Below are 22,225 nucleotides of genomic sequence, written 5' to 3' on the forward strand. Positions count from 1 at the left end.
CCAAGTGGCCCGCGGATTCGACACTAGTTGCCCGTGGCGTCGACGCGGTTCAACCCCGTCAGATCAGTCGCGGGTCAGCCTGCGGTGAGTAACCCGGTGCGGGCGAGCAGCATCCGCACCCAGCCGCGAAAGCTTGTTTTCCTCGTAGCCGCCGAAGTTGCCCTCGAACCAGAACCACTTGGCCTCGTTGTCGTCGTCGCCCTCCCACGCCAGGATGTGGGTGCAGGTGCGATCGAGGAACCACCGGTCGTGCGAGATGACCACCGCGCACCCGGGGAACTGCTGAAGCGCGTTCTCCAGCGAGCTGAGGGTTTCGATGTCCAGGTCGTTGGTCGGCTCGTCGAGCAGGATCAGGTTGCCGCCCTCCTTGAGGGTCAGCGCGAGGTTCAACCGGTTGCGCTCACCACCGGAGAGCACCCCGGCCGGCTTCTGCTGATCGGGTCCCTTGAAGCCGAACGCGGACACGTATGCACGCGACGGCACCTCGTTCTGCCCGACCTCGATGTAGTCGAGTCCGTCGGACACGACCTCCCAGACGTTCTTCTTGGGGTCGATGCCGCCGCGGTTCTGGTCGACGTAGCTGAGCTTGACGGTCTCGCCGACCTTGACGATGCCGCTGTCGGCATCCTCGAGACCGACGATGGTCTTGAACAGCGTGGTCTTGCCGACACCGTTGGGACCGATGACGCCGACGATGCCGTTGCGGGGCAGCGTGAAGGACAGATCCTTGATCAGGATGCGTCCGTCGAAGCCCTTGTCGAGGTGATCCACCTCCACGACGATGTTGCCCAACCGCGGGCCCGTCGGGATCTGGATCTCCTCGAAGTCGAGCTTGCGCGTCTTCTCCGCCTCGGAGGCCATCTCCTCGTACCGGCTCAGGCGCGCCTTGTTCTTGGCTTGGCGGGCCTTGGCGCCGGAGCGCACCCACGCCAACTCCTCGACCAACCGCTTCTGCAGCTTCTGGTCCTTGCGACCCTGGACGGCGAGCCGCTCGGCCTTCTTCTCCAGGTAGGTCGAGTAGTTGCCCTCGTAGGGGTACGCCCGGCCACGGTCGAGCTCGAGGATCCACTCGGCCACGTTGTCCAGGAAGTACCGGTCGTGGGTGACCGCGAGGATGGCGCCCTTGTAGTCGGCGAGGTGCCGCTCCAGCCACAGGACGCTTTCGGCGTCGAGGTGGTTGGTGGGCTCGTCGAGGAGGAGCAGGTCGGGCTCCGACAGCAGCAGCTTGCAGAGCGCGACGCGGCGCTTCTCACCACCGGAGAGGTGGGTGACCGGCTCGTCGGGCGGCGGACAACGCAGCGCGTCCATCGCCTGCTCGAGCTTGGAGTCCAGATCCCACGCGTCGGCCGCGTCGAGCTCCTCCTGCAGCTGACCCATCTCTTCCATGAGCTCGTCGGTGTAGTCGGTGGCCATCAACTCGGCCACCTCGTTGTACCGGGCGAGCTTCGCCTTGATCGGCACGCCCTCCTCGACGTTCTCGCGAACGGTCTTGGACTCGTCGAGTTGCGGCTCCTGCATGAGGATGCCGACGGAGGCCCCGGTGGCGAGGAACGCGTCACCATTGTTGGCCTTGTCCAAGCCGGCCATGATCTTCAGGACGCTCGACTTACCAGCGCCGTTGGGACCGACGACGCCGATCTTGGCTCCGGGGAGGAAGTTCAGCGTGACGTCGTCCAAGATGACCTTGTCACCGTGCGCCTTGCGGACCTTCTTCATCGTGTAGATGAACTCAGCCATGCTTTGGGTAGTGCCTTTCCGGTCTGCGGGTATCGCTCAGCTGACCATCCTAGGCGCGACGGCTTACGGCTACGCCGTCAGTGGCAGGGCCTCGCCTTCGATCGGGTCCTCGTCGCCGTCGGAGGGGTCCCCGTCGGTCGTCGGCTCGGCACTCGGCTCCACCTCGTCCTCCGTGCGCTTGCGCTGCTCGATGCGCACGGTGGCGCGCGTCAGATCGGGCCCGACCGCGGTGGCTCGCACCTCGACCGAGGACCTCCGGTTGCCCTCCTTGTCGTCGTACTCGCTGGTGTAGACGGTGCCCACCACCACCACCGGGTCCCCCTTGATCAGCACCCCGCTGACGCCGTCGACCACCCGGCCCCAGCAGTTGACGTTGACGAACAGGGAGTTGCCCGGCTCCCAGTTGCCTTCGGCGGTGCGACGGCGCGAGTTGCTGGCGACGCGGAACTTGTACACCTGCTGATCGCCGACGCGGCGGAGGATCGGATCGGTGACGATGGTGCCGACCATGTGGAACGGGGTCTCGAACATTGCGCTTCCCTTCATCGGTTCTTCCTTCGACAGCCCGTGTCGTGCTGCCCGAGACCATTCACCGTCCGACCCCCGACACGGGGTGCCGACGACGGGCGAGTGGCCGGGCGCCCTGTGGATGAAGTGCGGACTGTGGATGAAGGAAGACCGCAGTTAGCGGACCGAGGTGCCGTGCTCCTCGTCGATGCGGGTGGTGACACCGGTGGCGAGGACGGTGCGCGTGGCGTCGATGGAGGCGTAGGTCCAGAAGATCCGCATCTCCTCGGTGGCCGAGGTGTTGTGGAAGTAGTGGCGGATGCCCGCGGGGATGAAGGAGTTGTCGCCCGCGGTCACGGGATACTCGACCCCGTCGACGTGCGCCACGGCGGATCCCGCGAGGACGAGGACGTTCTCGTCGCAATTGTGGATGTGCTCGGCGATCGATGCGCCGGGCGCGAATACCGTGATGCCGTTGAGGAATTGCGTTGATCCGACCTGCTGCGACACCAGGGGTATGGTGCTGGCGCCGCCGCCGCGTTGGCGGGCCGGGATGTCACCGGAGCGCAGGATCACCGCGGGCCGGCCGTCGTCCCCCGCGCTGTCGGTGACGAGGCGTCCGGGCGCTGCCGAGATGGTGGTGTCAGTCATCGGGTTGAACTCCTCAAGAGGTCGGAAGGGTGGTCATTCGGAGGCGGGGGCGTGGTCGAGTGGCTTCGTCATGGCCCACCAGGACCGCACGTTCACGAATTCGCGAATGCCCGCCGAGGCCAGTTCGCGACCGTAACCGCTGCGCTTGGTGCCGCCGAAGGGCATTCGGGCGTCGGATGCGACCAGGGCGTTGACGAAGCACGCACCAGAGCGGATCCCCCTCCCCACGGCGATGGCGGCGTCGACGTCGGTCCCCCACACGCTGGCGCCGAGCCCGAACGGCGTGTCGTTGGCGACGGCAACCGCCTCGTCTGCACCCTTGACCGTGATGATCGTGGCAACGGGGCCGAAGGTTTCCTCGTCGTAAACTGCCATCCCGGCAGAGACGTTGGCGAGAATCGTTGGTGCATAGAAGTTTCCGGGACGATCGGTCAGCGGGGCGCCCCCGAGCAACAGGGTGGCCCCCGCGGCGACGGACGAGTCGACCTGACGCGCGATGGCGTCGCGCAGGTCTGATCGAGCCAGGGGGCCGACCTGCGTGTCGGGATCTTCGGGATCACCGACGGTCAGGTTGGCGACGCATTCGACGAGCAGCTCGGTGAAGGCCGGCGCGACGGCTTCGTCGACGATGAATCGCTTTGGAGAAATGCAGCTCTGGCCGCCGTTGAGGAAGCGTCCGCGGGCCGCCAGATTGGCGACCCTCGGCAGGTCGGCGTCGGCAAGCACGATGAACGGGTCGGACCCACCGAGTTCGAGGACCGATTTCTTGACCTCGCGTCCGGCGATGGATCCCACGGAGCTCCCGGCCCTTTCACTTCCGGTGATGGTCACTGCTCCGATGCGCGGGTCGGAGATCAGCCTCTCGGTCACGCTGGGAACGTCGGAGTCGGCCACGATCAAGGCGGTGAAGAGCCCCGGGGGCAGGCCCGCGGCGCTGAGGACGTCCTCACACTCGACGGCCGTCCCGGTGGTGTTGGAGGAGTGCTTGAGCAGGGTGGCGTTCCCGGCCATCAGCGCGGGGGCCGCAAACCGAAAGACCTGCCATAGCGGGAAGTTCCACGGCATGATGGCCAGGACGACACCCACCGGCTCATACGAGACCCAGCTGCGATCGGCGTCGGTGTCGACCTGCTCGTCGGCAAGGAAGCTCTCCGCGTGGTCCGCGTAGTACTCGAGGCCGACCGCACACTTCTCCACCTCCGCTTCGGATTCGCCGATCGGCTTGCCCATCTCCCGGGTGACGAGCAACGCGAGCGCCTTGCTGCGGTGGCGCAGTTCTGCGGCAGCTGATCGGAGAATGTCTGCCCGGTGCTCGAAGGTCTCGGTTGCCCAGTGTCGCTGCGCGACAGTGGCGGCATCGAGGGCGCCACCGATGTCGGCGTCACTCATCGGGGTGTAGGTCGCAAGCGTCTGGCCGGTGGCCGGATTGACGGTGGTGATCGTGGACAAGGGACTCGCCTTCATGGTGTCGACGTCGAATGGGGTACCGCGATCGAGCCCAGGCGGACCGGTCTCGCGAAGGTGTTGTGTTGCCCGCCAGGCACTATGACCGCCTTGGCGGCCTCCTGCCAGCGGGCGTAGTGCGGGGTGCCGCGGTGGGCGACCCTGAATGCGTCTTCGTCGGTGTAGATCTCGTACAGGTAGAACCGGGTGGGGGTCTCGAGGTCCTGATGGACGTCGAAGGCCAGACATCCTGGCTCGTCTCGCAACGACGCAGCGGCGTTGACGGTCATGACCTCGACGAATTCGGCCACTTTGTCGGGGTGAACGTCGAGGGTGACGAATAGTGTGTGCATGGATTCTCCTCAGGTCAGGGCCGTGACGCCGACGGCGGCAGTCAAGGCGTCGAGTTCGGCGACGGTGCTGGCGGGCAAGGTGACCGATCCCGCCGCGCGTTGTGCGGCAAGGCTTTCCAGCTCCCCGGGGATCAGGATCTCGGTGCCCTGTGCGGTGGGGCAGGACTTCATGGTGGCGATCAACGCATCCATCCGTTGTTCGAACTGAGTGCGCGGCATGATCGCCGCGATGTCGATCGCCATGACGAGATGGCCGCAGCCGCTGCGCTCGTCGGGAACGTAGGGGCCGACGACATCGGTGGCGAAGGAACTCCCGGTCAGCACGCCGGACAGGACGTCCATCATGAAGGAGATCGCATATCCCTTGTGTCCGGCCATCGGCAAAATGAGTCCGTCGATCGCGGCTTGAGGATCGTTGGTCGGCAAGCCGGTGGCGTCGACGGCCCAACCGTCGGGTAACTTTTGGCCGCGCTCCTTGGCGGCGTACACCTTTCCGCGGGCCACTCCCGTGTTGGCGATGTCGAGAACCACCGACCCATGGCTACCGCTCGGCACGGCGATCGACCAGGGATTCGCGCCGACCATCTTTTGCAATCCACCCCACGGCGCCATGGCCGGACTGCCGTTGGTGGTCAGGATGCCGACGCAGCCACGTTCGGCAAGCCGACGAGTCCAGTAGGCGGCGGTCCCGAAGTGGTTGCTGTTCCGTACGGCCACCACTCCGACCCCGTACTGGTGGGACGCCTGGGCCGCCAGGTCGACCGCGCGGTCGGTGATGACCTGGCCGACGCCGTCGTGCCCTTCGATAACCGCTACGGCGGCAAAGGAACTCACGACCTCGGGCTCAATGCCCGGCCGCATGGCGCCGGACACTATTCGGGCGACATACCAGGGCAGTCGCAGCAGGCCGTGGGACGCGTGGCCCCACAGATCCGCTGTCACCAAGGATTCGGCGACGAGGTGGGCGTCGTCGGTGGGCACCCCATGGGCGCCGAGTATCCGGGCCGCCAGGTCGACGAGATCGTCGGCGTCAAAGCGCCGTGCCGTAGTGGTGCCGTTCATTGGGAAACTCCTTGTAGCCGTCGGGCTTCGTCGTTGGTCAGGGGTGCCACTGCGTGTCCCTGCAGCAGTAGATACAACTTGGCCGTCTCCTCGATCTCTTCGAGCGCGTCGGCCGCCGACGCCAGGTCGGCACCCGCCACGACGGCTCCGTGATTGGCGAGCAGCAGGGCGTGGTGGCGCACCGCGGTGAGTTCGGCGAGCGCGCCGAGCCGTCCGTCGCCAGGTGCGTGATAGGGAAGCAAGGGAAGGCTGCCGACCCGCATCGCGTAGTAGGCCGTGAGATTCGGCAATGCGTTGCCGTGGTCGACGTCTCGCATACAGGAGACCGCCACCGTATGGGTGCTGTGCGTGTGCACCACGGCGCGAGCCGAGGGCCGTGCGCGGTAGACGGCCAAGTGCAGGAACGCCTCCTTGGTGGGCGGCGGGCCGTCGACGTGGCGACCGTCGAGGGCCACCCGAGAGAGGGCCTCGGGCTGCAACCGTTCGAGGCTGATTCCTGTGGGCGTCATCAGGATGACGCCGTCCTCGTCGAGCGCGCTGAGGTTTCCGGTGCGCCCAAACGTCACGCCGCGACGGAAGAACGACGCGCCCAGTTCTACGATCTGGTCTCGAACGCTGCTGTCGCGCAACCGGTCCCCCATCACGCCGTCGCCCCCGCGGCGCGGGCCAACAGTTGGACGTCACCGAAGTTCCCCGATTTGAGGAGCAGATCGACGGGTGGGTCCGCGACGTGAATCCATGGCACGCCGGGGGCGGCCTCTTCGCCGATGACACCGCCCGAGATCTCGAGTGCGGTGACGACCGCACCGGACGTCTCGCCGCCCGCGACGACGAGACGAGTGACACCGCGGTCGACCAAGCCGCGGGCAATCAGCCCCATGGCGGTTTCCAGGATCGTCGCCGCGGTGTCGGTGCCCAAGGAACGTTGAGCTCGGCGAAGGTCGTCGGGTGGCGTCGACGAGTAGACGAGCGGACTCGATCCCGGGGGCTGTCGGTCGAACCATTCGAGTGCGTCCTCGGCCAGGACCACGGCGTCGGGGGTGCGCAGCGCGTCGAGGCGCCACCACGGGTGTCCGACGGACTTCATGTGTTCAACCTGTTCGATGGTTCGCGCGGAGCAACTGCCGGCCAGCGCGACACCTGTCGCACCGAATGCGGTGGCCACGTCGACGTGGCCGTTCAGGGAAGGCCGGGCCCGGCGGGCAGCGTGCGCGGCACCTAGCCCCGCTGCCAATCCTGCTGCCCCGGTTACCAACTCGTCGTCGATGCAGGCTTCACCGATCAGGCGGAGGTCGTCGGCCTCGAGAGCGTCCACGAACAGGTAGGGCTCCGCCGCGTCGAGCAGGTGCCTGATGCGCTGAGAGCCAACGCGAACGTCGCGGATGTCGATCAGGCCTACCTCGTGGGCGGTCTGCTCCCGCAGCACTTCGGGGAGGTAGGACCGTGTCATCGGGGTTAGCGGGTGGTGTTTCATCGGCGAGTCCGACAACAGGACCCGGTCGACGAACAGGTGCCCCATGTACTGGGTGCGAAGATGCTGCGGCGAGGCCGGTACGAACACGGTCCGTTCGGTTCCCAGCGCTCTTGCCAGTGCGTCTGCGACCGGACCGATGTTGCCGTCCGGGCGCGAGTCGAACGTCGAGCAGTACTTGAAGAAGATCTGCGTTGCGCCCTTGGCTCGCAGCCAGTGCACCGCGCGCAGTGAGTGTTCGACGGCGTCGGCTGCCGGGATGGTGCGTGACTTGAGCGCGACGACGGTGACGTCATTGTCCGGTAGTTCGGTGTCGTCGTCGACGTGGAACAGCACCACGACACGCAGGCCGGAACGCCGGAAGGCGATTGCGACGTCGGTGGCGCCGGTGAAGTCGTCGGCGATCGCCCCGATCACGACGCGTCCCTGGTGACCAAGGTCTGCAGCCGGCGCACCGCATGTTCCGGTGCGGACAGCGTTGGGAGGCCGAGGCTTGCTTGCACGCCGGCGGCGGCAGGCGCGAGCGAATACTGCCCGAGAACGACTGCGTCGGGCTTCGGCGACACGCGACTCACCGCGCTGACGACGGCGTCGACGAGCGCGTCGACGTCCGCGGCACGCGCGGCGGCGGGCGCGCCATCGGCCACGACGCCGACCACGGTCACGTCACTTCCGACGACCATCCGCATCCGCGCCAACGAGTCGGCGAGCGGATCGGCGGCGGGCGACACCAACGCAATCCGATGGAATCCGCCGGCCGCCACGGCACCGAACAGCCCGTCGTCGGGACCGTGGACGGGGATCAAGACGTCGGCGTCCACGCGGTGGGCGACCCCTGCGTACATCGAGCACGACAGCAGCACCGCATCGGCGCCCTCGACGACCACGTGATCGATGAGCCGTCGCATGCGGGCGGCGAGGCGCGGGGTGATCTCACCGTCGGCGTCGTCGACGAGTCGGTCGTCGACCACGTTCCAGACGGTGGCGTCCGGGAGGAGCGCGTCGAAGGCGGCACGCGCCGGTGGGATCGCAGCGGCGACAGCGCTGATCACCGCGACCAGTGGAGGATGAGAATTCATGGGTGCTTTCTGACCAGGGCCAAGACGTCGGCCGAGTGGATGGCGGGCGGGTGACGTCAGCGGGCGGCCTCACGCGGCAACCGGGGAACCACCCGAGTCAGAGCCGACCCGACCGCCTCCGCGTATTGGCTGGTGCTGGCCGTTCCGCCGAGATCGCCAGTGCACAACCCGGTTTCGACCAACGTGTGGTCGACGGCAGCTTCGATGGCCGCAGACGCGTCGAGGTAGGCGCGGTGATCGGTGCGGCTGCTCCACCACGCCAACAGCAGCGCAGCTGAGACCAGCAGGCCGGTGGGGTTGGCGATGCCCAGGCCGGCGATGTCGGGGGCCGATCCGTGACCCGCATTGGCCGCGGCGTGGCGGTCACCGACGTTGAGAGCACCGGCCAGACCGAGGCCACCCGCCAGTGCGGACGCTTCGTTGGAGAGGATGTCGCCAAACATGTTGGTGGTGAGCAACACGTCGAAGCGTTCTGGCCGCAGATAGAGATCGGCGGCCATCGCGTCGACGTCCATCTCGCGCAGCTCGACGTCGGGGTAGCCCGCGGCCACCTCCTCCACAGTGGAGACGAACAATCCGTCGGTGACCTTCATGACGTGTCGCTTGCCGACGACGGTCACATGCCCGCGGCGGCGACGGGCCTGCTCGAAGGCGACCTCGGCGATCCGGCGAGATGCCTTGGCCGTGATGAGTCGCAGCGACAATGCGGTGTCCGCGGTCGGCCGGAATTCGCCATACCCTTCGAAGAGGCTGCGATCAGCGTAGAAGCCCTCGGTGTTCTCTCGCACGATGAGCACGTCGAGACCCTTGCGGCTCAACGGAACACCAGCCCTGTATCGCGAGGGGCGGAGGTTCGCGTACAGGTCCAGCCGCTTGCGGATGGTGCCCGGGATGTTGATCCCGCCCTCGTCGACTGGCGGGTAGAGCGTCATGCCGCCGGGACCAAGCAGGACGCCGTCGGCGGCCACACAAGCCTCGACGACGGCTTCCGGCAGCGTGGTGCCGTTGCGGCGGAAGGAGGACATTCCGACCTCGTGAACGTCGAATTCCAGACCGAGACCGAAGTGTTCGTCGGCGACGTCCAGGACGTGGCGGGTGGCGTCGCTGATCTCGGGTCCGATGTCGTCGCCGGGCAGCATGGCAATCTTCATGTTCTTCCAATCATGTTGGGCTTCTTCGACGTAGTGCTTTGGTACGCGTTAGGTGCGCGGGTTCTCCTTGACGGTGACGACGGGACATGGCGCGTCGACCAGGATGTCGCGGGCGTGGCTGCCGATGAAAACCTTGAGTGTCGCGCTTCGGTTCTGGAGACCTATGACGACGAGGTCCGCGTCGACTTCCTCGGCCAGCGTGATCACCTTGTGCGCAGGATCGTCTGTCTCCATGCAGATTTCGTGACCAATTGCAGTGGAACGCAGCCTTTCGGCGACTTCCACCCCGAGCGCCGGCGATACGTAGCGAGGTCCACCGGGAATGTCGGTTCCCGGGCCGAGGACGACGTGCAACGTGACGCCCTCTGCGCGTGGCTGCATCGCGATGGTGTTCAAGGTCCAGTCCAACGCGGCGCGACTCTCGGGACGCTCGTTGACCAGAACGACGTATGTGCCCATGTTCGTGTCTCCTAGATTGGGAAGGCAGTGGTGAGAGCTCCGACGGCGAGCATGACCAAACCGACCACGCACGCGCGCCAGATCGCCTTGCGCATGTGGTCGCCGAGTTCGACTTTGGCCAAACCCACCAGCAACAGGAACGAGGCGACTAACGGACTAGACGTGTGCAGAGGTTGCCCGATGATTCCGGCGCGAGCCATCTCCTCGGCGGTGATGCCATAGTGCGACGCCGCTTTCGTGAGTACCGGCAGCACACCGAAGAAGAATGCGTCGTTGCTCATGAAGAACGTCAGCGGCAGACTCAGCACGCCCGCGATGGTGGCCAGGTGCGGCCCGAAGCTCGCGGGGATGACGTCGACGATCCACAACGCCATCGCGTCGACCATGCCGGTGCCCTTGAGCACGCCGGTCAACACCGACGCCGCGAACACCAGCGCCACGACGGACACCACGCTGGCGGCGTGCGCCTTCAGCTGCTCGGACTGTTCGGCGACACGGGAGAAGTTCATCACCAGCGCGAGACCCACGCCGACCATGAGGATCAAAGGCGGCTCGACGAGACCCCACACGAGCATCACCATGACCGCGGCGGTGAGCGCGAAGTTCAGCCACACCAGCTTCGGTCGAGCGTTGGGTCGGTATAGGTGTTTTGTTGCATCCGAGGGGAACTCGGCGAAGTCCGATATCTCGTCATGATCCAGGGCGGCCTGGTCCGATTCCGCGTTGGTGGAGGCGACGGGCGTGATCGAGTTCGATCCGGTCGCCACGCCGGCCATCTGTTGGGACTTGGCACCGAGCGGTTCAACTGCGGCGTCGTCGACATCCCCCTCGTCGAAGACCAATAGCCCCAATCGGTTTCGCTCCCGGCGCCCAAGGAAGTAGGCGAGCACCAAGACCGCGACGATGCCGGACGCGATCGCAGGAATCATCGGCACGAAGATGTCGATGGGCGAGACGTTCAAGGCGGCGGCCGCCCTGGCGGTGGAACCGCCCCACGGCACCGTGTTCAGGACGCCGTTTGCCGTAGCCGCCACGACGGTCAACACCACCGGGCTCATCCGCAGCTTGTAGTAGATCGGCAGGAACGCCGACGTGACGATGATGAACGTCGTCGACCCGTCGCCGTCGAGCGACACGATCGAGGTCAAGAGCGCCGTGCCGACGACTAGGCGCATCGGGTCGTTCTTGACGAACCGCAGGATCAGACGGATCAACGGATCGAACAACCCAACGTCGATCATGATCCCGAAGAACGTGATCGCGAAGAACAGCAGCGCAGCGGTCGGCGCCAGTTTGAGCAACGCGTCCATGATCATGTCCGACAGACCGAGGCCCGCACCGGCGAACAAGCCGAAGATGGTGGGCACCAAGATCAGTGCCGCGACCGGGGTGATTCGCTTGGTCATGATCAGGTACATGAAGACCGTGATCATGGAAAAGCCGAGTATGACGAGCATCGCTCCTCCTGGAGTTTATGGCGTACATCACGGTATACCATAGAGCATGCAATAGGGAATCCCGCGGCGAATGTTAAAGTGCATGCGTGGCACGTGACAACAAAGCCGCTCAGGTCTACGGGTCCTTACGTGACGAGATCCTCGACGGCGCGCTGCGGCCCGGGGAATCCTTGAGCGTCCTCAAGATCGCAGAACGCTTCGGCGCGTCCCGCACCCCGGTGCGCGACGCCTTCGTGCGCTTGGAGTCGGAAGGGCTCATCTCACTGGTCGACCGCCAGGGAGCCCGGGTGTCATCGGTCTCGGTCCGTAGCGTCCGCGACCTCTTCGAAATGCGGACGCTGTTGGAAGCTAAGGCCACTCGGCAGGTCGCCGCAATCGCGCGGGACGACGACCGGGTGCGGCGGGCCTTCGACGAACTTCACGACCAGTTCTCAGCAGTCATGCGCGACGGGTCCGCGGACCGCGTCCGCTTCTACGAACTCACCGAGGCGTACGACCAGGCCGTCATCACGTATGCGGCGAACGAGTACCTGTCGCGGACGATCGCCGAGCTTCGCCCGCACAGCGCCCGGCTGCGCATCATTGCCCATTCTCCCGAACGCCTCGCCGAGTCACTCGACGAGCATCTCGTCCTCTGTCGAGCGATCGTCGACGCCGACCCGGACACCGCCGCGGTAGCGTGCGCCGAGCACCTCCTCAATACCGAGAGGACCATCCTCGACGCGGTGATGAAGTCAGCGGGACTCGCCGTACACGTGGACCTCGTCACCACCTGACTTCGCTCGCTGGGCAATCGATTCCACTGTCGACAGCCTTGCCGAGCAGGTCGACGCACGCGTCGACCGCGCCCGGATCACACACCGGGAACGATGGCTCAGACCGCTAGTTGGCCGGCAGTGGCGGCTGAGGTTCGAATGGTGTGTACCACCACCATTCGGCGCGTTCCCCCAACGGGCCGCGGCACGGTTTCACCGATGGGCGGGGTTGGGTTGGTGGCCGCGCGAGTGAACCCGGGTTGAGGGTGTTGCCGTCGGCGTCGGTCACGACCAGGTGCCCGGCGGGCCCGGTGATGGTGATGCCACCACTGTGATGCAGGCGGTGATGGAACGGACACAGCAGCACCAAGTTGTCGAGCTCAGTAGCTCCGCCGTCCTCCCAATGCTTGATGTGGTGGGCGTGTAATCCGCGGGTGGCCCCGCAGCCGGGGACGGCGCAGCAGCGGTCGCGGTGTTCGAGGGCTCGGCGAAGGCGGCGGCTGATCTGGCGGGTCGCCCGCCCGGAGCCGATGACCTGACCGTGGCGTTCCAACCAGATCTCGCAGTCCGCCTCACACATCAAATACCGGCGGTCCTCCTCGGACAAGAACGACCCCAAATGCACAGCGGCGTTTCGGCTTTCGACGTCCAGATGCACGACCACGGTGGTGTGCTGACCATGCGGCCGACGTGCCACATCGGCGTCCCACCCGGCCTCCACCACACTCATCAACGCATCCGCGGCGTTCGGGAACGGCGGTACCTGCACCGACGGGCCCTCGGGATTCTCACCGTGCCGAGCCCCGCCGTAGACCTCGCTGGCTTCGATATCGCTGGCGATATCAGTCTCGCCCGCGTCGCCGCGGTCGCGCTTCCACTCCGCCACCAACGCGTCCCGATGAGACTCCAGCGCGGCGTCGAACTTCGCGGCCTCGAGCTTCGGCAGCGTGATCCGGTAGGTGGTGTGGGTCTCGCCGACGGTCTTGCGGACCGACCGCTCCGGCTCGGGCTTCTGGTCCGGTTTGGGACGGGGCTCCAGCTTGATCGCCATCCGCAGCTGGGTCACCGTGGCCACCGACGCCAACTGGGCGTAGTGCTCGTCGGACCCCGCCCCGGCCCGCTCGGCAATCACCGCCACCTGATCCAACGACAGCTGGCCCTCGCGCATCATCGCCGCGCACCGCGGGAACTCGTCAAGACGGCGGGCGGCGGTCACGATCGTCTCCGCATTGTGCGGGGACACACCCAGCTTCCAGACCACCAACGCCGGCACCGACCGGCAGCCGGTCGCACCCCAGATCCCGTCACCCTCGATCTCCGCAGCGATCTCCACCAACCGGCTGTCGATCGCATTGCGCTGCCCCGCCAACTCCTCCATCTCGGAGAACAACACGTCCAAGCGCTCCTTCGAGCTCAAAGACGCTGTCGCCGTGGACATACCACCATCATAGGAGCGGGGTCCGACAAGAATCTGGCGCGCAAGCGCGCCAGATGGACGCTAGCGCTCTTCGAGCTTGGACAGCTTCGCGAGCATGTTGTTGTACGCGGCAAGGTCGGCGTCGTCGTCGCGGTCGGCGGCACGGTCCAACCGCACGGCCGTCCGTTGATCGCTGCGACGCCACTGGATGAACAGCGCGATGAGCACGAGAACCAGCGGGACTTCGCCTGCCGACCAAGCGATTCCACCGCCGAGCCGTTGATCGGCCAGCAGGTCGGTGTGCCAGGGCAGCTGCAAGGACTTGTAGAAGTCGCCGGCGAGCACGGCCTTGGTACCCATCAGCACGACACCGAAGAACGCGTGCAGCGGAAGCGATGCGAACACCACCGCCAGCTTCGCGATGGGCGGGATCGGCCTCGGTGTCGGGTCGACACCGATCACCACCCAATAGAACAGATAACCCGTCAGCAGGAAATGCAGGTTCATGGCGACGTGGGCGGCGTGGCTGGTGACCGCCACGTCGAAGATGCCGCCGAAGTAGAGACCGTAGAAGCCCGAGACGAAGATGATCGTGGCGACGATGGGGTTGGTCAACAACCGTGACACCCGACTGTGCAACGCCGCCAACAGCCATTCACGGGGGCCGGGTGGATCGTCGCCGCGCGACGCGGGCAGTGCCCGCAGCGCCAGGGTCACGGGCGCGCCCAACACCAGCAGCACCGGCACCAACATCGACAGCAGCATGTGCGCGGCCATGTGCATGCTGAACATCGCGGGCATGTAGCGGCCGATGCCGGACGACGAGGCGAACAGCAGCACCGCGCAGCCACACAGCCAGGCGACGATCCGCCCGGTCGGCCAGGCGTCACCGCGCTTGCGCAGCCGCCACACCCCGGCCAGGTACAGGCCGGCGAACACGATCGCCGCCGTCCCCAGGATCAGGTCGAAGCGCCAGTCGAACAGGATCCGCGCGACGGTGGGTGGGCCCGCGAGGTCGTAGCCGATCTCCACCGCCGTCACCGACGGGTTGAAGATCGCCGGCGGAGGCGGCGGGGTGCGGCCCAGTGCGACGGCGATGCCGAACGTCACGCCGAAGACCCCGGCCTCGATCAACGACAGCCGGATCAGGGCACCACGCGCGTTCGCATCGGTGCGCAACGCCGCGACGCCGCGCCGACGTTGCTGCCACCCGAGCACGCCGAGGACGATCAGCGCCGTGGCCTTGCCGACCAGCAGCCAGCCGTAGTTGGTGTGAAAGAGGTCCTCGAAGCGGACGCGCACCAGCGCGTTGACCACCCCGGAGACCGCCATCGCGACGAAGCACCACAGCGCGACGACGGAGAACCGGCGGGCGGCGAGGTCGGCGTGTTCACCGCCACGAAGGGCATGCGCCAGCAACGCCATCAGACCGCCCGCCCAAAGGGCACCCGCAACCAGGTGTACGAACAGGCTGTTGGTGCCGAGATCGTGAGACCCACCCGCCGAGGAGTGTCCCGTCAGCACCAGCGGCAGCAGGGTGACCAGCGAGCCAGCCACCAGCAGCGGGGTCCACGACCAGCGGAGCACCGGGATGCTGAGCACCGTCACGACCGCGGCGAACAGTGCGGTCCACCGCCAGGCCCCCGCCACGTCGACCAGGCTCGCCACCGACCAGATCGCCGAGAGATCCATGCGGCTGGTGAGCGGTTGACCGGTGACGTCGGAGACGGTCAACGGGACGAGCATGGCCGCGCACACGGTCCAGACACCCGAGGCGAAGGTCCCCGTTCGCAGCGCGCGATACCCCGCCGCGTCGAGCACGCCGTTGCGCTGCGGCGGGACCAGGAAGGCGGCGAGCAGGAACGACCCCACCGCGACGACGGCGGCGATCTCCCCCGCCGCTCTGACGAACGGCAGTCCGTAGTTGGTCACGGGGCCGGGATCGGGCAGGCCGGTCGCGGTCAACGCATCCGCCAGCGACAGCGCGGCGATGGCGGCGGCGGTCGCGCCGGCCAGCAGACCGACACCAAAGAGGATCGGCCACACTGCGCTGGTGCGGGTCTGCGCCCGCGCCGTCGTGGTGGTCATGCCTCCAGGGTATGGCGCGTCGCCGACTTCGCTAAAACGCTGCCGTCAGCCGTTCTCCTTGCGCATGGCCAACTCGCGGAGGAAGAACTGGTCTCGGGAGAACTTCTCGACCTTGCTCATGTCCCCGAGGATGTCGCGCAGTTCCGCCAGGAACGCCGCGCGACGCTCCTCGAGGTCGGCGGCCGGCTTCAGCAGGTTCTGGTCGGCGATCACTTGTCGCGCGGTGGCGAACAGAAGCGCCGACACCGACTCGTTGCTGCGGACCCGCGTCTGCGCGATGTACTGACCACCGACGCCGAGGGCAAGGGCGGTGAGGTCCTTCTCGCCGATCTCCGGGGGTGTGCCCCGAAGGACGTCGGCGACGATCTCGTACGCCTCGATGAAGGGCCGAAGTATCGCGCCCGCCACCAGTGGCCGTTTCGCCCGCAGGATCGCGTCGATCTCGTCACCGCCCGCGGCGACGTGTCGTTCCCAATCCTCGTGCCACGACATCTCCTCGGCGATGTGCTCGCGGAACGCGGCGGAGTCGGCGAAGTAGAACTCGAACTTCAACAGGTCGCGCAGTCGCATCGCCTGCTTCCAAAACGCCTCGACGCGGTCCCCTTGCGCGCGGGCGGCGTGCACCAGCGACAGTTCGACGATCGAGGTCTCGAGGAACGCGTGGATCAGGGTGTTGCGGTAGAACGCGGCCTGATGTTCGTCCTCCGGAGCGATGCGCCACACCGGCTCCCGGCCACCGTCGACCCGGGTCACCGGGTGCCCACCGGATAGCGCGTCGACGGCTGCCCGCACGCCGTCGGTGGTGCGCAGTCGCAGCGCGCTGTTGGTCATCGGAGTCTTGGTGCGCTCGAGGTAGTCCAGCGAATCTTGCATCGTGTGATGCAGCTGGTCCAGCGTCAGGGCCACCCCGCTGGTGGTGAGCAACAGGGCAGACACCAATCCCGTTGCGTTGACCGGTGTTACGCGCAGGATGCGCCATGCGACCTCGAAGGCCATCTTCTGCATGGCCAGACGTTTGGCGGCCTCGTCGGTGGTCATCGGCCCGTGCGGCTCGCCGAGGTACTTCGCCATCGAGACCGCCTCGGGGAAGCGGACGTAGATCTTGCCGTAGTTGCGGTCGCCCTGAGCCTTGATGAAGTTGTACAGCCAGGACACCCCCTCGGGGGTCTTCTCGCCGCCGCGGGCGTAGTCGGCGTATTCCGCCGTCTCGTGCAACTGGTCGAAGCTGATCGAGACGGGCTGCAGCAGGATGTCGTCGCTGCGGCCGGCCAGGTAGGCGTCGGCGACGTACGCGAGCAGACCCAGCTTGGGGGGCAACATCTTTCCGGTACGCGAGCGCGTTCCTTCGATGGCCCAGCTCAGGTTGAAGCGCTTTTCGACGATGTAGCCGACGAACTCCTTGAGCACGTACTTGTAGGTGGGGTCGTCGAGTTTGCGGCGAATGAAGATGGCACCAGAACGGCGCATGAGCGGACCCATGAAGCCGAACGACAGATTGATGCCGGCGAAGGTGTGTACGGGCGGCAGCCGGTTTTCCTGCATCGCGACCGGCACGATCACACCGTCGAGATAGGACCGGTGCGAGAACAGCAGCACGGCCGGATGTCGTTCGAGCGCACCGCGCATCGACTCGACCTCGGCGCTGTCGTAGTCGATGTTCGGGTCGAAGCCCCTGCTGAAGACCGCCCGACCGAGTGACGGGATCAGGTCGACGGAGAACCGACTCCACCCCGTCGACAGTTCGTCGAGCATGTCGCCGGCGGACTCCAACGTGGCTCCGGGGATCTTCTTCAGACCCTCACGGAATCGGTTGGAGGACAGGATCTCCGGCTTGATCAGGCGGGGTGACTTGTATTCCGGGCCGAGCAGCCGCAACTCGACGCGGCCGATCGCCAGCTCCGCGCGTCGCACCACGAAGTGGGCGAAGTCGCGGGGGTTCTCCGCGACGGTGGTGTCACTCCAGTGCTGGCGCAGCTCGGAGACCTTGGCGGGTTCGCCGGCCACTACTCGTGCCCGGGCCGGGTTCTTGTGGAGGATGTTGCGCTGCAACAGCTTCGGTGGTCGGTAGGTGTCGCGGCCGCTGATGAAGGACACCACCTTCGACCGGGTGGGCAGACCGCCGGGAACCCAGAACACGCGGACGGGAACCACCGAGCGGTCCTCGTCGACGTCGAGAAGCTCGACCAGTCGGGCGAGGGCGGCCGGTGGCGGGTCGCCGTCAGTCGGAAGTTGCAGAACCTCGATGTTGGAGCCCGGGTGCTCCTTGCGTTGGTCGGCCAGCCAATCGTCGAGCATCTCGACCTCGGCGGGCGAGTCGACCGCGGCGAGGACCAGCGCGTCCCCGGTCGGAGTGAAGCTGTGCAGGGCCTCGGCGGTTACCTTCACGGCCGCCCCTTCTTCTCCGGAGTTGCCTTGGCAGCGGCCTTCTTAGCGGGAGCCTTCTTCGCCGGTGCCTTCTTGGCCGGCGCCTTCTTCACGGGCTTGGCGACGCGGTCGTAGAGCGGTGCACTGGGAAGCGTGCCCGTCGGCCAGTCCTTGAGCGTGTCCAGGTAGAGCTGGCGCACCTCGGCGATGCGCTCCGACAGGTTCTCTGAGGTCCAGTCGTCGACGGAGATCGGCGGGAAGACCGCGACGTCGACGGTGCCGGGGTTGAACGTGCTCGAGTTGCGTTCGGCGATGACCTCCGCGTTGCGGATGACGATTGGCACCAGCGGGACGCCGGCCGCCATCGCGATCCGGAACGGGCCCTTCTTGAAGTCCCCCACCTCGGTGGTGTCCAAGCGGGTGCCCTCAGGCGCGATGAGAACCGAAATCCCCTTGCGGGCAAGCTCTTCGATCTTGCGCAGGCCCTCAACGGCGGCCTTGGGATCGTCGCGGTCGATGAAGGCGGCGTCCAGCACGCGGCCGACGGTGCCCATCAACGGGTCCTTCTCCAGCTCCTTCTTGCCGACCGAGGTGAAGTTGTCGCTGATCAGCCGGCCCGCGATGAACGGGTCGGCCTGGTTGCGGTGGTTGAAGAGGAAGACCGCGGGCCGCTTGGCCGTCAGGTTCTCCTCCCCGAGCACGTTGAGTTCGATGCCGATCGACGTCATCAGCAGTCGGGTCCACGCCGCGGTGAAGAAGTTGACTCCGGTGCGGCGGTTGCGGGTGAGGAGCCCGAGGCCCAAACCGCCTGCCGCTGCGGGCAGCAACGAGGCAATACCGGCCACGGTGCGCAGCTGGGCCACCGGGCTGCTGCCGCTGCGACTGGTGAACTGGAGGATCGGCCAACCCCGCTTGACGGCCACGGCGCGCAGCTTGCCAGCGGGATTCGTCGGTCGCGGGTTGCCGACCAGGTACATCAACGCGACGTCCTCGTCGCCGTCGGCGTAGAAGTAGCTCTTGGTCAGGTCGACGCCGTTCTTGGCCGAGAATGCTTGCACCGCACGGGCCTTGCCGGGACCCCAGATGATGGGCGTGCGCACCTCACCGGTGATCAAGCCGTCGTCGTCCGTTTCGAACTGGTTGCTCAGCACGTTGTCGATGCCGAGGAACTTGGCGACCGGCTCGACCTGCACGGTCAGCGCCGACGAACTGAGGACGACGGTGTGGCCGCGGGCCATGTGGGCGCGCACCAGCGCGCGCATCTCCGGATAGATCCGCCCCTGCACGTGCTGGACGAACAGTCGCTCACCGAGCTCGTCGAGGTCGCTGATGGAGTTGCCGTGCAACATCCTGGCGCCCTTGCCAATCAGGTCCTCGAACTCCGAGCGACCCAGTTGATGGTTGAGCCCGGCCTGCACCATACCGATGAACTCGCCGACGCTCATCTGGCCGCGCCGCAGCCTGTCCTGGGTCATCATGACCCCGGTGAAGCCGGCCACCAGGGTACCGTCGAGGTCGAAGAAGGCGCCGACCTCGGGGCCCTCCGGGCTGGCCTCGATTTCGGCGACCGAGCCGGGCAGTCGAAGGATCACGTTGTCGCCCTGGCGCTCGGGCTGTCCGTTCTGCGAAGTCATTGCGCGGCACTCCCATTGGCCGAGGTGGACGGTGAAGTCTGCGGCGCCGCGGGCGACGGCGCGGGTGGATCGGCAGTGAAGGACGCGGGCGTCGACCGGCCCTCGCCGCCCAGGGCGAGCACCTCGTCGAAGCCGTCCCGGAGACACCTGGCCCACAACGCCTCGTCGGCGACGGCTGCCCGGTCGTAGCGGGTGGTGATCGTGCAGTAGCCCGCGCGGGACACCAACACCACCATCATGGCCACGCCGGGTAGCGGCCCAATACCGTAGTGCCGCAGAATCTTTGCGCCAGCGATGAAGGTGTCCCCCGGGTAGATCGGCACGTTGCTGGCCTGCACGTCGGAGTTGACCACCGAGCCGGCCACGGATTCGAGGATGGAGTCGGGCAGCAGGCTGATCAGCGGCGCCATGGCCCCGACCATGTCGATTGCCCGTTCCTCCCGCTTGCGCATCATCTGGGCGCGCACCTTCGCGATGCGTCTCGTCGGGTCGACGATGCCGACCGGAGCCGCGAGATTCACTCCGGCGAAACGGTTTCCGCCAGCGGGGTCGTCGTCGGACCGCAAGTTGACCGGCACCGCCATCGGCAGTGTGGCGACGGGAATGCCCTTGGCTTCGTGGTAGAGCCGAAGCGCGCCGCACAGCCCGGCCAGATACGCGTCGTTGATGGAGCCGCCCGCGGCCTTCGACGCCTTGTGCAGGTCGCTGAACTTGATGTCGATCGCCTCGGTGCGCGAGGACATGCTGCGCCTACGCAGCAGGGGCGACGGATCCGCGACCGGCCCCATGACACGGGCGCTCGACCTGGCGTAGTTGACGACACCGCCGACCGAGGACACTGGATCGCGGACCACCCTGCCAAAAAGGGACGCCGCTCCCCCGATGGCGCCGATGATGCCACCGGCGATCGAGCCGGGAAGCTTGTTGAATCCCTCGCGCATGAGGTCGTTGGGCGAGAGGTCCTCGGGGATCGGCAGCTGCGCAACCTTGGCCGGTGGCGGGTCGCGTTCGACGTCGTAGATGTTGGCGAACATCTCGATCGCGCCGACACCGTCGGTGACCGCGTGGCTCAGGTGCAGCATCGTCGCAGCGGTGCCGTCGGCGAGACCCTCGACAAGCGTGGCCGTCCACAGCGGTCGCGAGATGTCCATCGGGGATTGCAGCGCCACCTCGGCCAGGTCCATCACCTCGCGCAGCGTGCCAGGAGCGGGGACGCGGACCCGTCGCACGTGATAGTCCAAGTTGAAGTCGGGGTCGACGACCCATCGCGCCGCCGCCGTCGGCAGGGTCGGCATCACGACCTTTTGACGCAGCCGCAACACCTTGCGGGAGGCGTTCTCGAAGCGCGCCCGGAACCGTTCCCAGTTGGGTGTCGCGTCGAGGAGCTCGACGCCCATGAGCCCCGACCGCGTGCGCGGGTTGGCCTCGCCGCGGTGCAACAGCTGGTCGACCGCACTCAATTCCTCGGGGAGTCCGGCCGCGGCGTTGTCCGGCACGTCGCTCATCTTCTGTCGATCTCCTGCCGTCGTCACCCCGGATGCGGGGTCCACGCTAGTCCGCCACCCGATACCGCGGGTCGCAATACCGGTGTTGTGAGGCGGTTGCCAGCTCCGTTCTCAGCCGTCGCCCATCGGCTGGCTCGGAAGGTCGCGAAACGAATCGGCAAACAGCACCCCGGCCTGCTGACCATTCCGGCTTGGGGCGATCCGAAGGGTTACCGACGTGCCATGAGCACCGGGACGGACGTAGTAGCACCGGTCAGTTTCCGGGCAGTAAACAGACACGAAGTCGACGACGTCCTTGTCCATCGGCGTCGTATGGGTGCCGTGTCGATCCGCCCAGGTGGAGCGAAAGTGGACCTTGACGGCGCCGGCCCGGGCAGACCGGTACTTCACCTGGAGCCGATGAAACTCACCGCGGGCGTAGGCGACCAGATCGAACGGCGCGTGTTCGGTCACCGGAAAGAGAACCGTGAAGCCCTTTCCGGCCAAATCGGCGTGCACCTTCGCGACGCCGAGGTCGCCCTTGTCCTTGGTGAAGTGCACCCCCATGCCTTCGAGCGTAGGGAGTCACGCGTCAGGCGATTCGCGGCAATTCGGCTAAAGTGTGTGCGCTGCCTCCGTAGCTCAGTGGATAGAGCAACCGCCTTCTAAGCGGTTGGTCGCAGGTTCGATCCCTGCCGGGGGCGCCAGGTTAGGCCGAGCTCGCTAGTCGGCCACGCCGTCGGCAAGGTCAGCGAGCAGGCCGCGCAGCTCGTCGGCGTACGCGAGGTGTTTGCGCAGTTTCGCGGCGCTCTCCTCGGCGGCGGCGTGGCATTCCCGCAACTTCTCGGCCGCCAAGCGCCGCTGTTCCTCGGATGCGTCACCGGCGGCGAGGACGTCGACCGCGTCGAGCAGGTCCCTCATCTCCGCGAGACTGAAGCCAAGCGGCTTCATCCGCCTGATCACCAGGAGCCGTTCGACGTCGGCCTCGGTGTAGAGCCGGAACCCGCCCGCCGATCGCGCCGACGGCGTCACCAGCCCGACCTCGTCGTAGTGCCGCACCGTGGCGATCGACAGCTCCGTCTGCGTGGCCACCTGACCAATCTGCATCTGCAC

20 protein-coding genes and 1 tRNA gene are annotated in these 22,225 nt (G+C 66.7%); 2 read left to right on the top strand and 19 right to left on the bottom strand.

What is annotated here, in order from left to right:
• Window positions 1-63 precede the first annotated feature (63 nt).
• The 12 genes from ettA to ASD37_RS19620 form a co-directional block, all read right to left on the bottom strand.
• Window positions 64-1,737: an energy-dependent translational throttle protein EttA gene (ettA, locus tag ASD37_RS19565; protein ID WP_056554916.1), complete on the bottom strand. Its 1,674-nt coding sequence runs from the start codon at window positions 1,735-1,737 to the stop codon at window positions 64-66.
• Window positions 1,738-1,806: 69 nt separating this feature from the next.
• A complete protein-coding gene (ssb, locus tag ASD37_RS19570; RefSeq protein WP_056554919.1) occupies window positions 1,807-2,268 on the bottom strand; it encodes a single-stranded DNA-binding protein in 462 nt (153 codons plus the stop codon).
• A 153-nt stretch (window positions 2,269-2,421) separates the two neighbouring features.
• Window positions 2,422-2,895, bottom strand: coding sequence for a cupin domain-containing protein (locus ASD37_RS19575; RefSeq protein WP_056554922.1), 474 nt, complete (start codon window positions 2,893-2,895; stop codon window positions 2,422-2,424).
• Between the two features lie 33 nt (window positions 2,896-2,928).
• Complete coding sequence (locus ASD37_RS19580; protein ID WP_056554925.1) at window positions 2,929-4,359, bottom strand: NAD-dependent succinate-semialdehyde dehydrogenase; 1,431 nt, start codon at window positions 4,357-4,359, stop codon at window positions 2,929-2,931.
• A complete protein-coding gene (locus tag ASD37_RS19585; protein ID WP_056554928.1) occupies window positions 4,356-4,691 on the bottom strand; it encodes an antibiotic biosynthesis monooxygenase in 336 nt (111 codons plus the stop codon). Before ASD37_RS19585 ends, ASD37_RS19580 begins: the two co-directional genes overlap by 4 nt.
• A 9-nt stretch (window positions 4,692-4,700) precedes the next feature.
• Window positions 4,701-5,753, bottom strand: coding sequence for an Ldh family oxidoreductase (locus ASD37_RS19590; RefSeq protein WP_056554932.1), 1,053 nt, complete (start codon window positions 5,751-5,753; stop codon window positions 4,701-4,703).
• Window positions 5,750-6,394 carry a 3-oxo-tetronate 4-phosphate decarboxylase gene (gene otnC, locus ASD37_RS19595; protein WP_056554937.1) on the bottom strand — a complete coding sequence of 215 codons (645 nt, stop codon included), beginning with the start codon at window positions 6,392-6,394 and terminating at the stop codon, window positions 5,750-5,752. Before otnC ends, ASD37_RS19590 begins: the two co-directional genes overlap by 4 nt.
• Entirely contained in the window at window positions 6,394-7,641 is a 1,248-nt protein-coding gene (gene otnK / locus ASD37_RS19600; RefSeq protein WP_056554940.1) for a 3-oxo-tetronate kinase, read from the bottom strand. Before otnK ends, otnC begins: the two co-directional genes overlap by 1 nt.
• On the bottom strand, window positions 7,638-8,303 hold the full coding sequence (locus tag ASD37_RS19605) for a hypothetical protein (protein WP_056554943.1): 666 nt from the start codon (window positions 8,301-8,303) through the stop codon (window positions 7,638-7,640). Before ASD37_RS19605 ends, otnK begins: the two co-directional genes overlap by 4 nt.
• A gap of 56 nt (window positions 8,304-8,359) precedes the next feature.
• Window positions 8,360-9,454: an isocitrate/isopropylmalate dehydrogenase family protein gene (locus ASD37_RS19610; protein WP_056554946.1), complete on the bottom strand. Its 1,095-nt coding sequence runs from the start codon at window positions 9,452-9,454 to the stop codon at window positions 8,360-8,362.
• Window positions 9,455-9,502: 48 nt separating this feature from the next.
• Window positions 9,503-9,913 (bottom strand): universal stress protein, encoded by a 411-nt coding sequence (locus ASD37_RS19615; RefSeq protein ID WP_056554948.1) that lies wholly within the window; start codon window positions 9,911-9,913, stop codon window positions 9,503-9,505.
• Between the two features lie 11 nt (window positions 9,914-9,924).
• Entirely contained in the window at window positions 9,925-11,370 is a 1,446-nt protein-coding gene (locus tag ASD37_RS19620) for a CitMHS family transporter (RefSeq protein ID WP_056554951.1), read from the bottom strand.
• 86 nt (window positions 11,371-11,456) lie between these two features.
• Here ASD37_RS19620 and ASD37_RS19625 point away from each other — a divergent pair, with 86 nt between their 5' ends.
• Window positions 11,457-12,146, top strand: a complete 690-nt coding sequence (locus ASD37_RS19625) for a GntR family transcriptional regulator (RefSeq protein ID WP_056554954.1) — start codon at window positions 11,457-11,459, stop codon at window positions 12,144-12,146.
• A 106-nt stretch (window positions 12,147-12,252) separates the two neighbouring features.
• Here ASD37_RS19625 and ASD37_RS19630 read toward each other — a convergent pair whose 3' ends face one another.
• The 6 genes from ASD37_RS19630 to ASD37_RS19655 form a co-directional block, all read right to left on the bottom strand.
• On the bottom strand, window positions 12,253-13,563 hold the full coding sequence (locus ASD37_RS19630; protein ID WP_056554957.1) for an HNH endonuclease signature motif containing protein: 1,311 nt from the start codon (window positions 13,561-13,563) through the stop codon (window positions 12,253-12,255).
• Window positions 13,564-13,623: 60 nt separating this feature from the next.
• Window positions 13,624-15,630, bottom strand: a complete 2,007-nt coding sequence (locus ASD37_RS19635; RefSeq protein WP_056554960.1) for a cytochrome c oxidase assembly protein — start codon at window positions 15,628-15,630, stop codon at window positions 13,624-13,626.
• Window positions 15,631-15,675: 45 nt separating this feature from the next.
• The gene (locus ASD37_RS19640) at window positions 15,676-18,015 is read right to left on the bottom strand and encodes a glycerol-3-phosphate 1-O-acyltransferase (protein WP_056554963.1); all 2,340 of its coding nucleotides are present in this window, start codon (window positions 18,013-18,015) and stop codon (window positions 15,676-15,678) included.
• Entirely contained in the window at window positions 18,012-19,628 is a 1,617-nt protein-coding gene (locus tag ASD37_RS19645) for an HAD-IB family hydrolase/lysophospholipid acyltransferase family protein (RefSeq protein ID WP_056554966.1), read from the bottom strand. Before ASD37_RS19645 ends, ASD37_RS19640 begins: the two co-directional genes overlap by 4 nt.
• Window positions 19,625-21,133, bottom strand: a complete 1,509-nt coding sequence (locus ASD37_RS19650) for a wax ester/triacylglycerol synthase family O-acyltransferase (RefSeq protein ID WP_056554968.1) — start codon at window positions 21,131-21,133, stop codon at window positions 19,625-19,627. The genes ASD37_RS19645 and ASD37_RS19650 overlap by 4 nt, the downstream gene beginning before the upstream one ends.
• A 111-nt stretch (window positions 21,134-21,244) precedes the next feature.
• Entirely contained in the window at window positions 21,245-21,679 is a 435-nt protein-coding gene (locus ASD37_RS19655) for a group I intron-associated PD-(D/E)XK endonuclease (protein WP_056554971.1), read from the bottom strand.
• Between the two features lie 64 nt (window positions 21,680-21,743).
• Here ASD37_RS19655 and ASD37_RS19660 point away from each other — a divergent pair.
• A tRNA-Arg gene (locus tag ASD37_RS19660) sits at window positions 21,744-21,819 on the top strand.
• Window positions 21,820-21,835: 16 nt separating this feature from the next.
• Here the strand turns inward: ASD37_RS19660 and ASD37_RS19665 are convergent.
• Entirely contained in the window at window positions 21,836-22,219 is a 384-nt protein-coding gene (locus ASD37_RS19665) for a MerR family transcriptional regulator (protein ID WP_056555525.1), read from the bottom strand.
• Between the last annotated feature and the right edge of the window lie 6 nt (window positions 22,220-22,225).

It is taken from the genome of Mycobacterium sp. Root135 (genome assembly GCF_001426545.1).
Taxonomy (GTDB): domain Bacteria; phylum Actinomycetota; class Actinomycetes; order Mycobacteriales; family Mycobacteriaceae; genus Mycobacterium.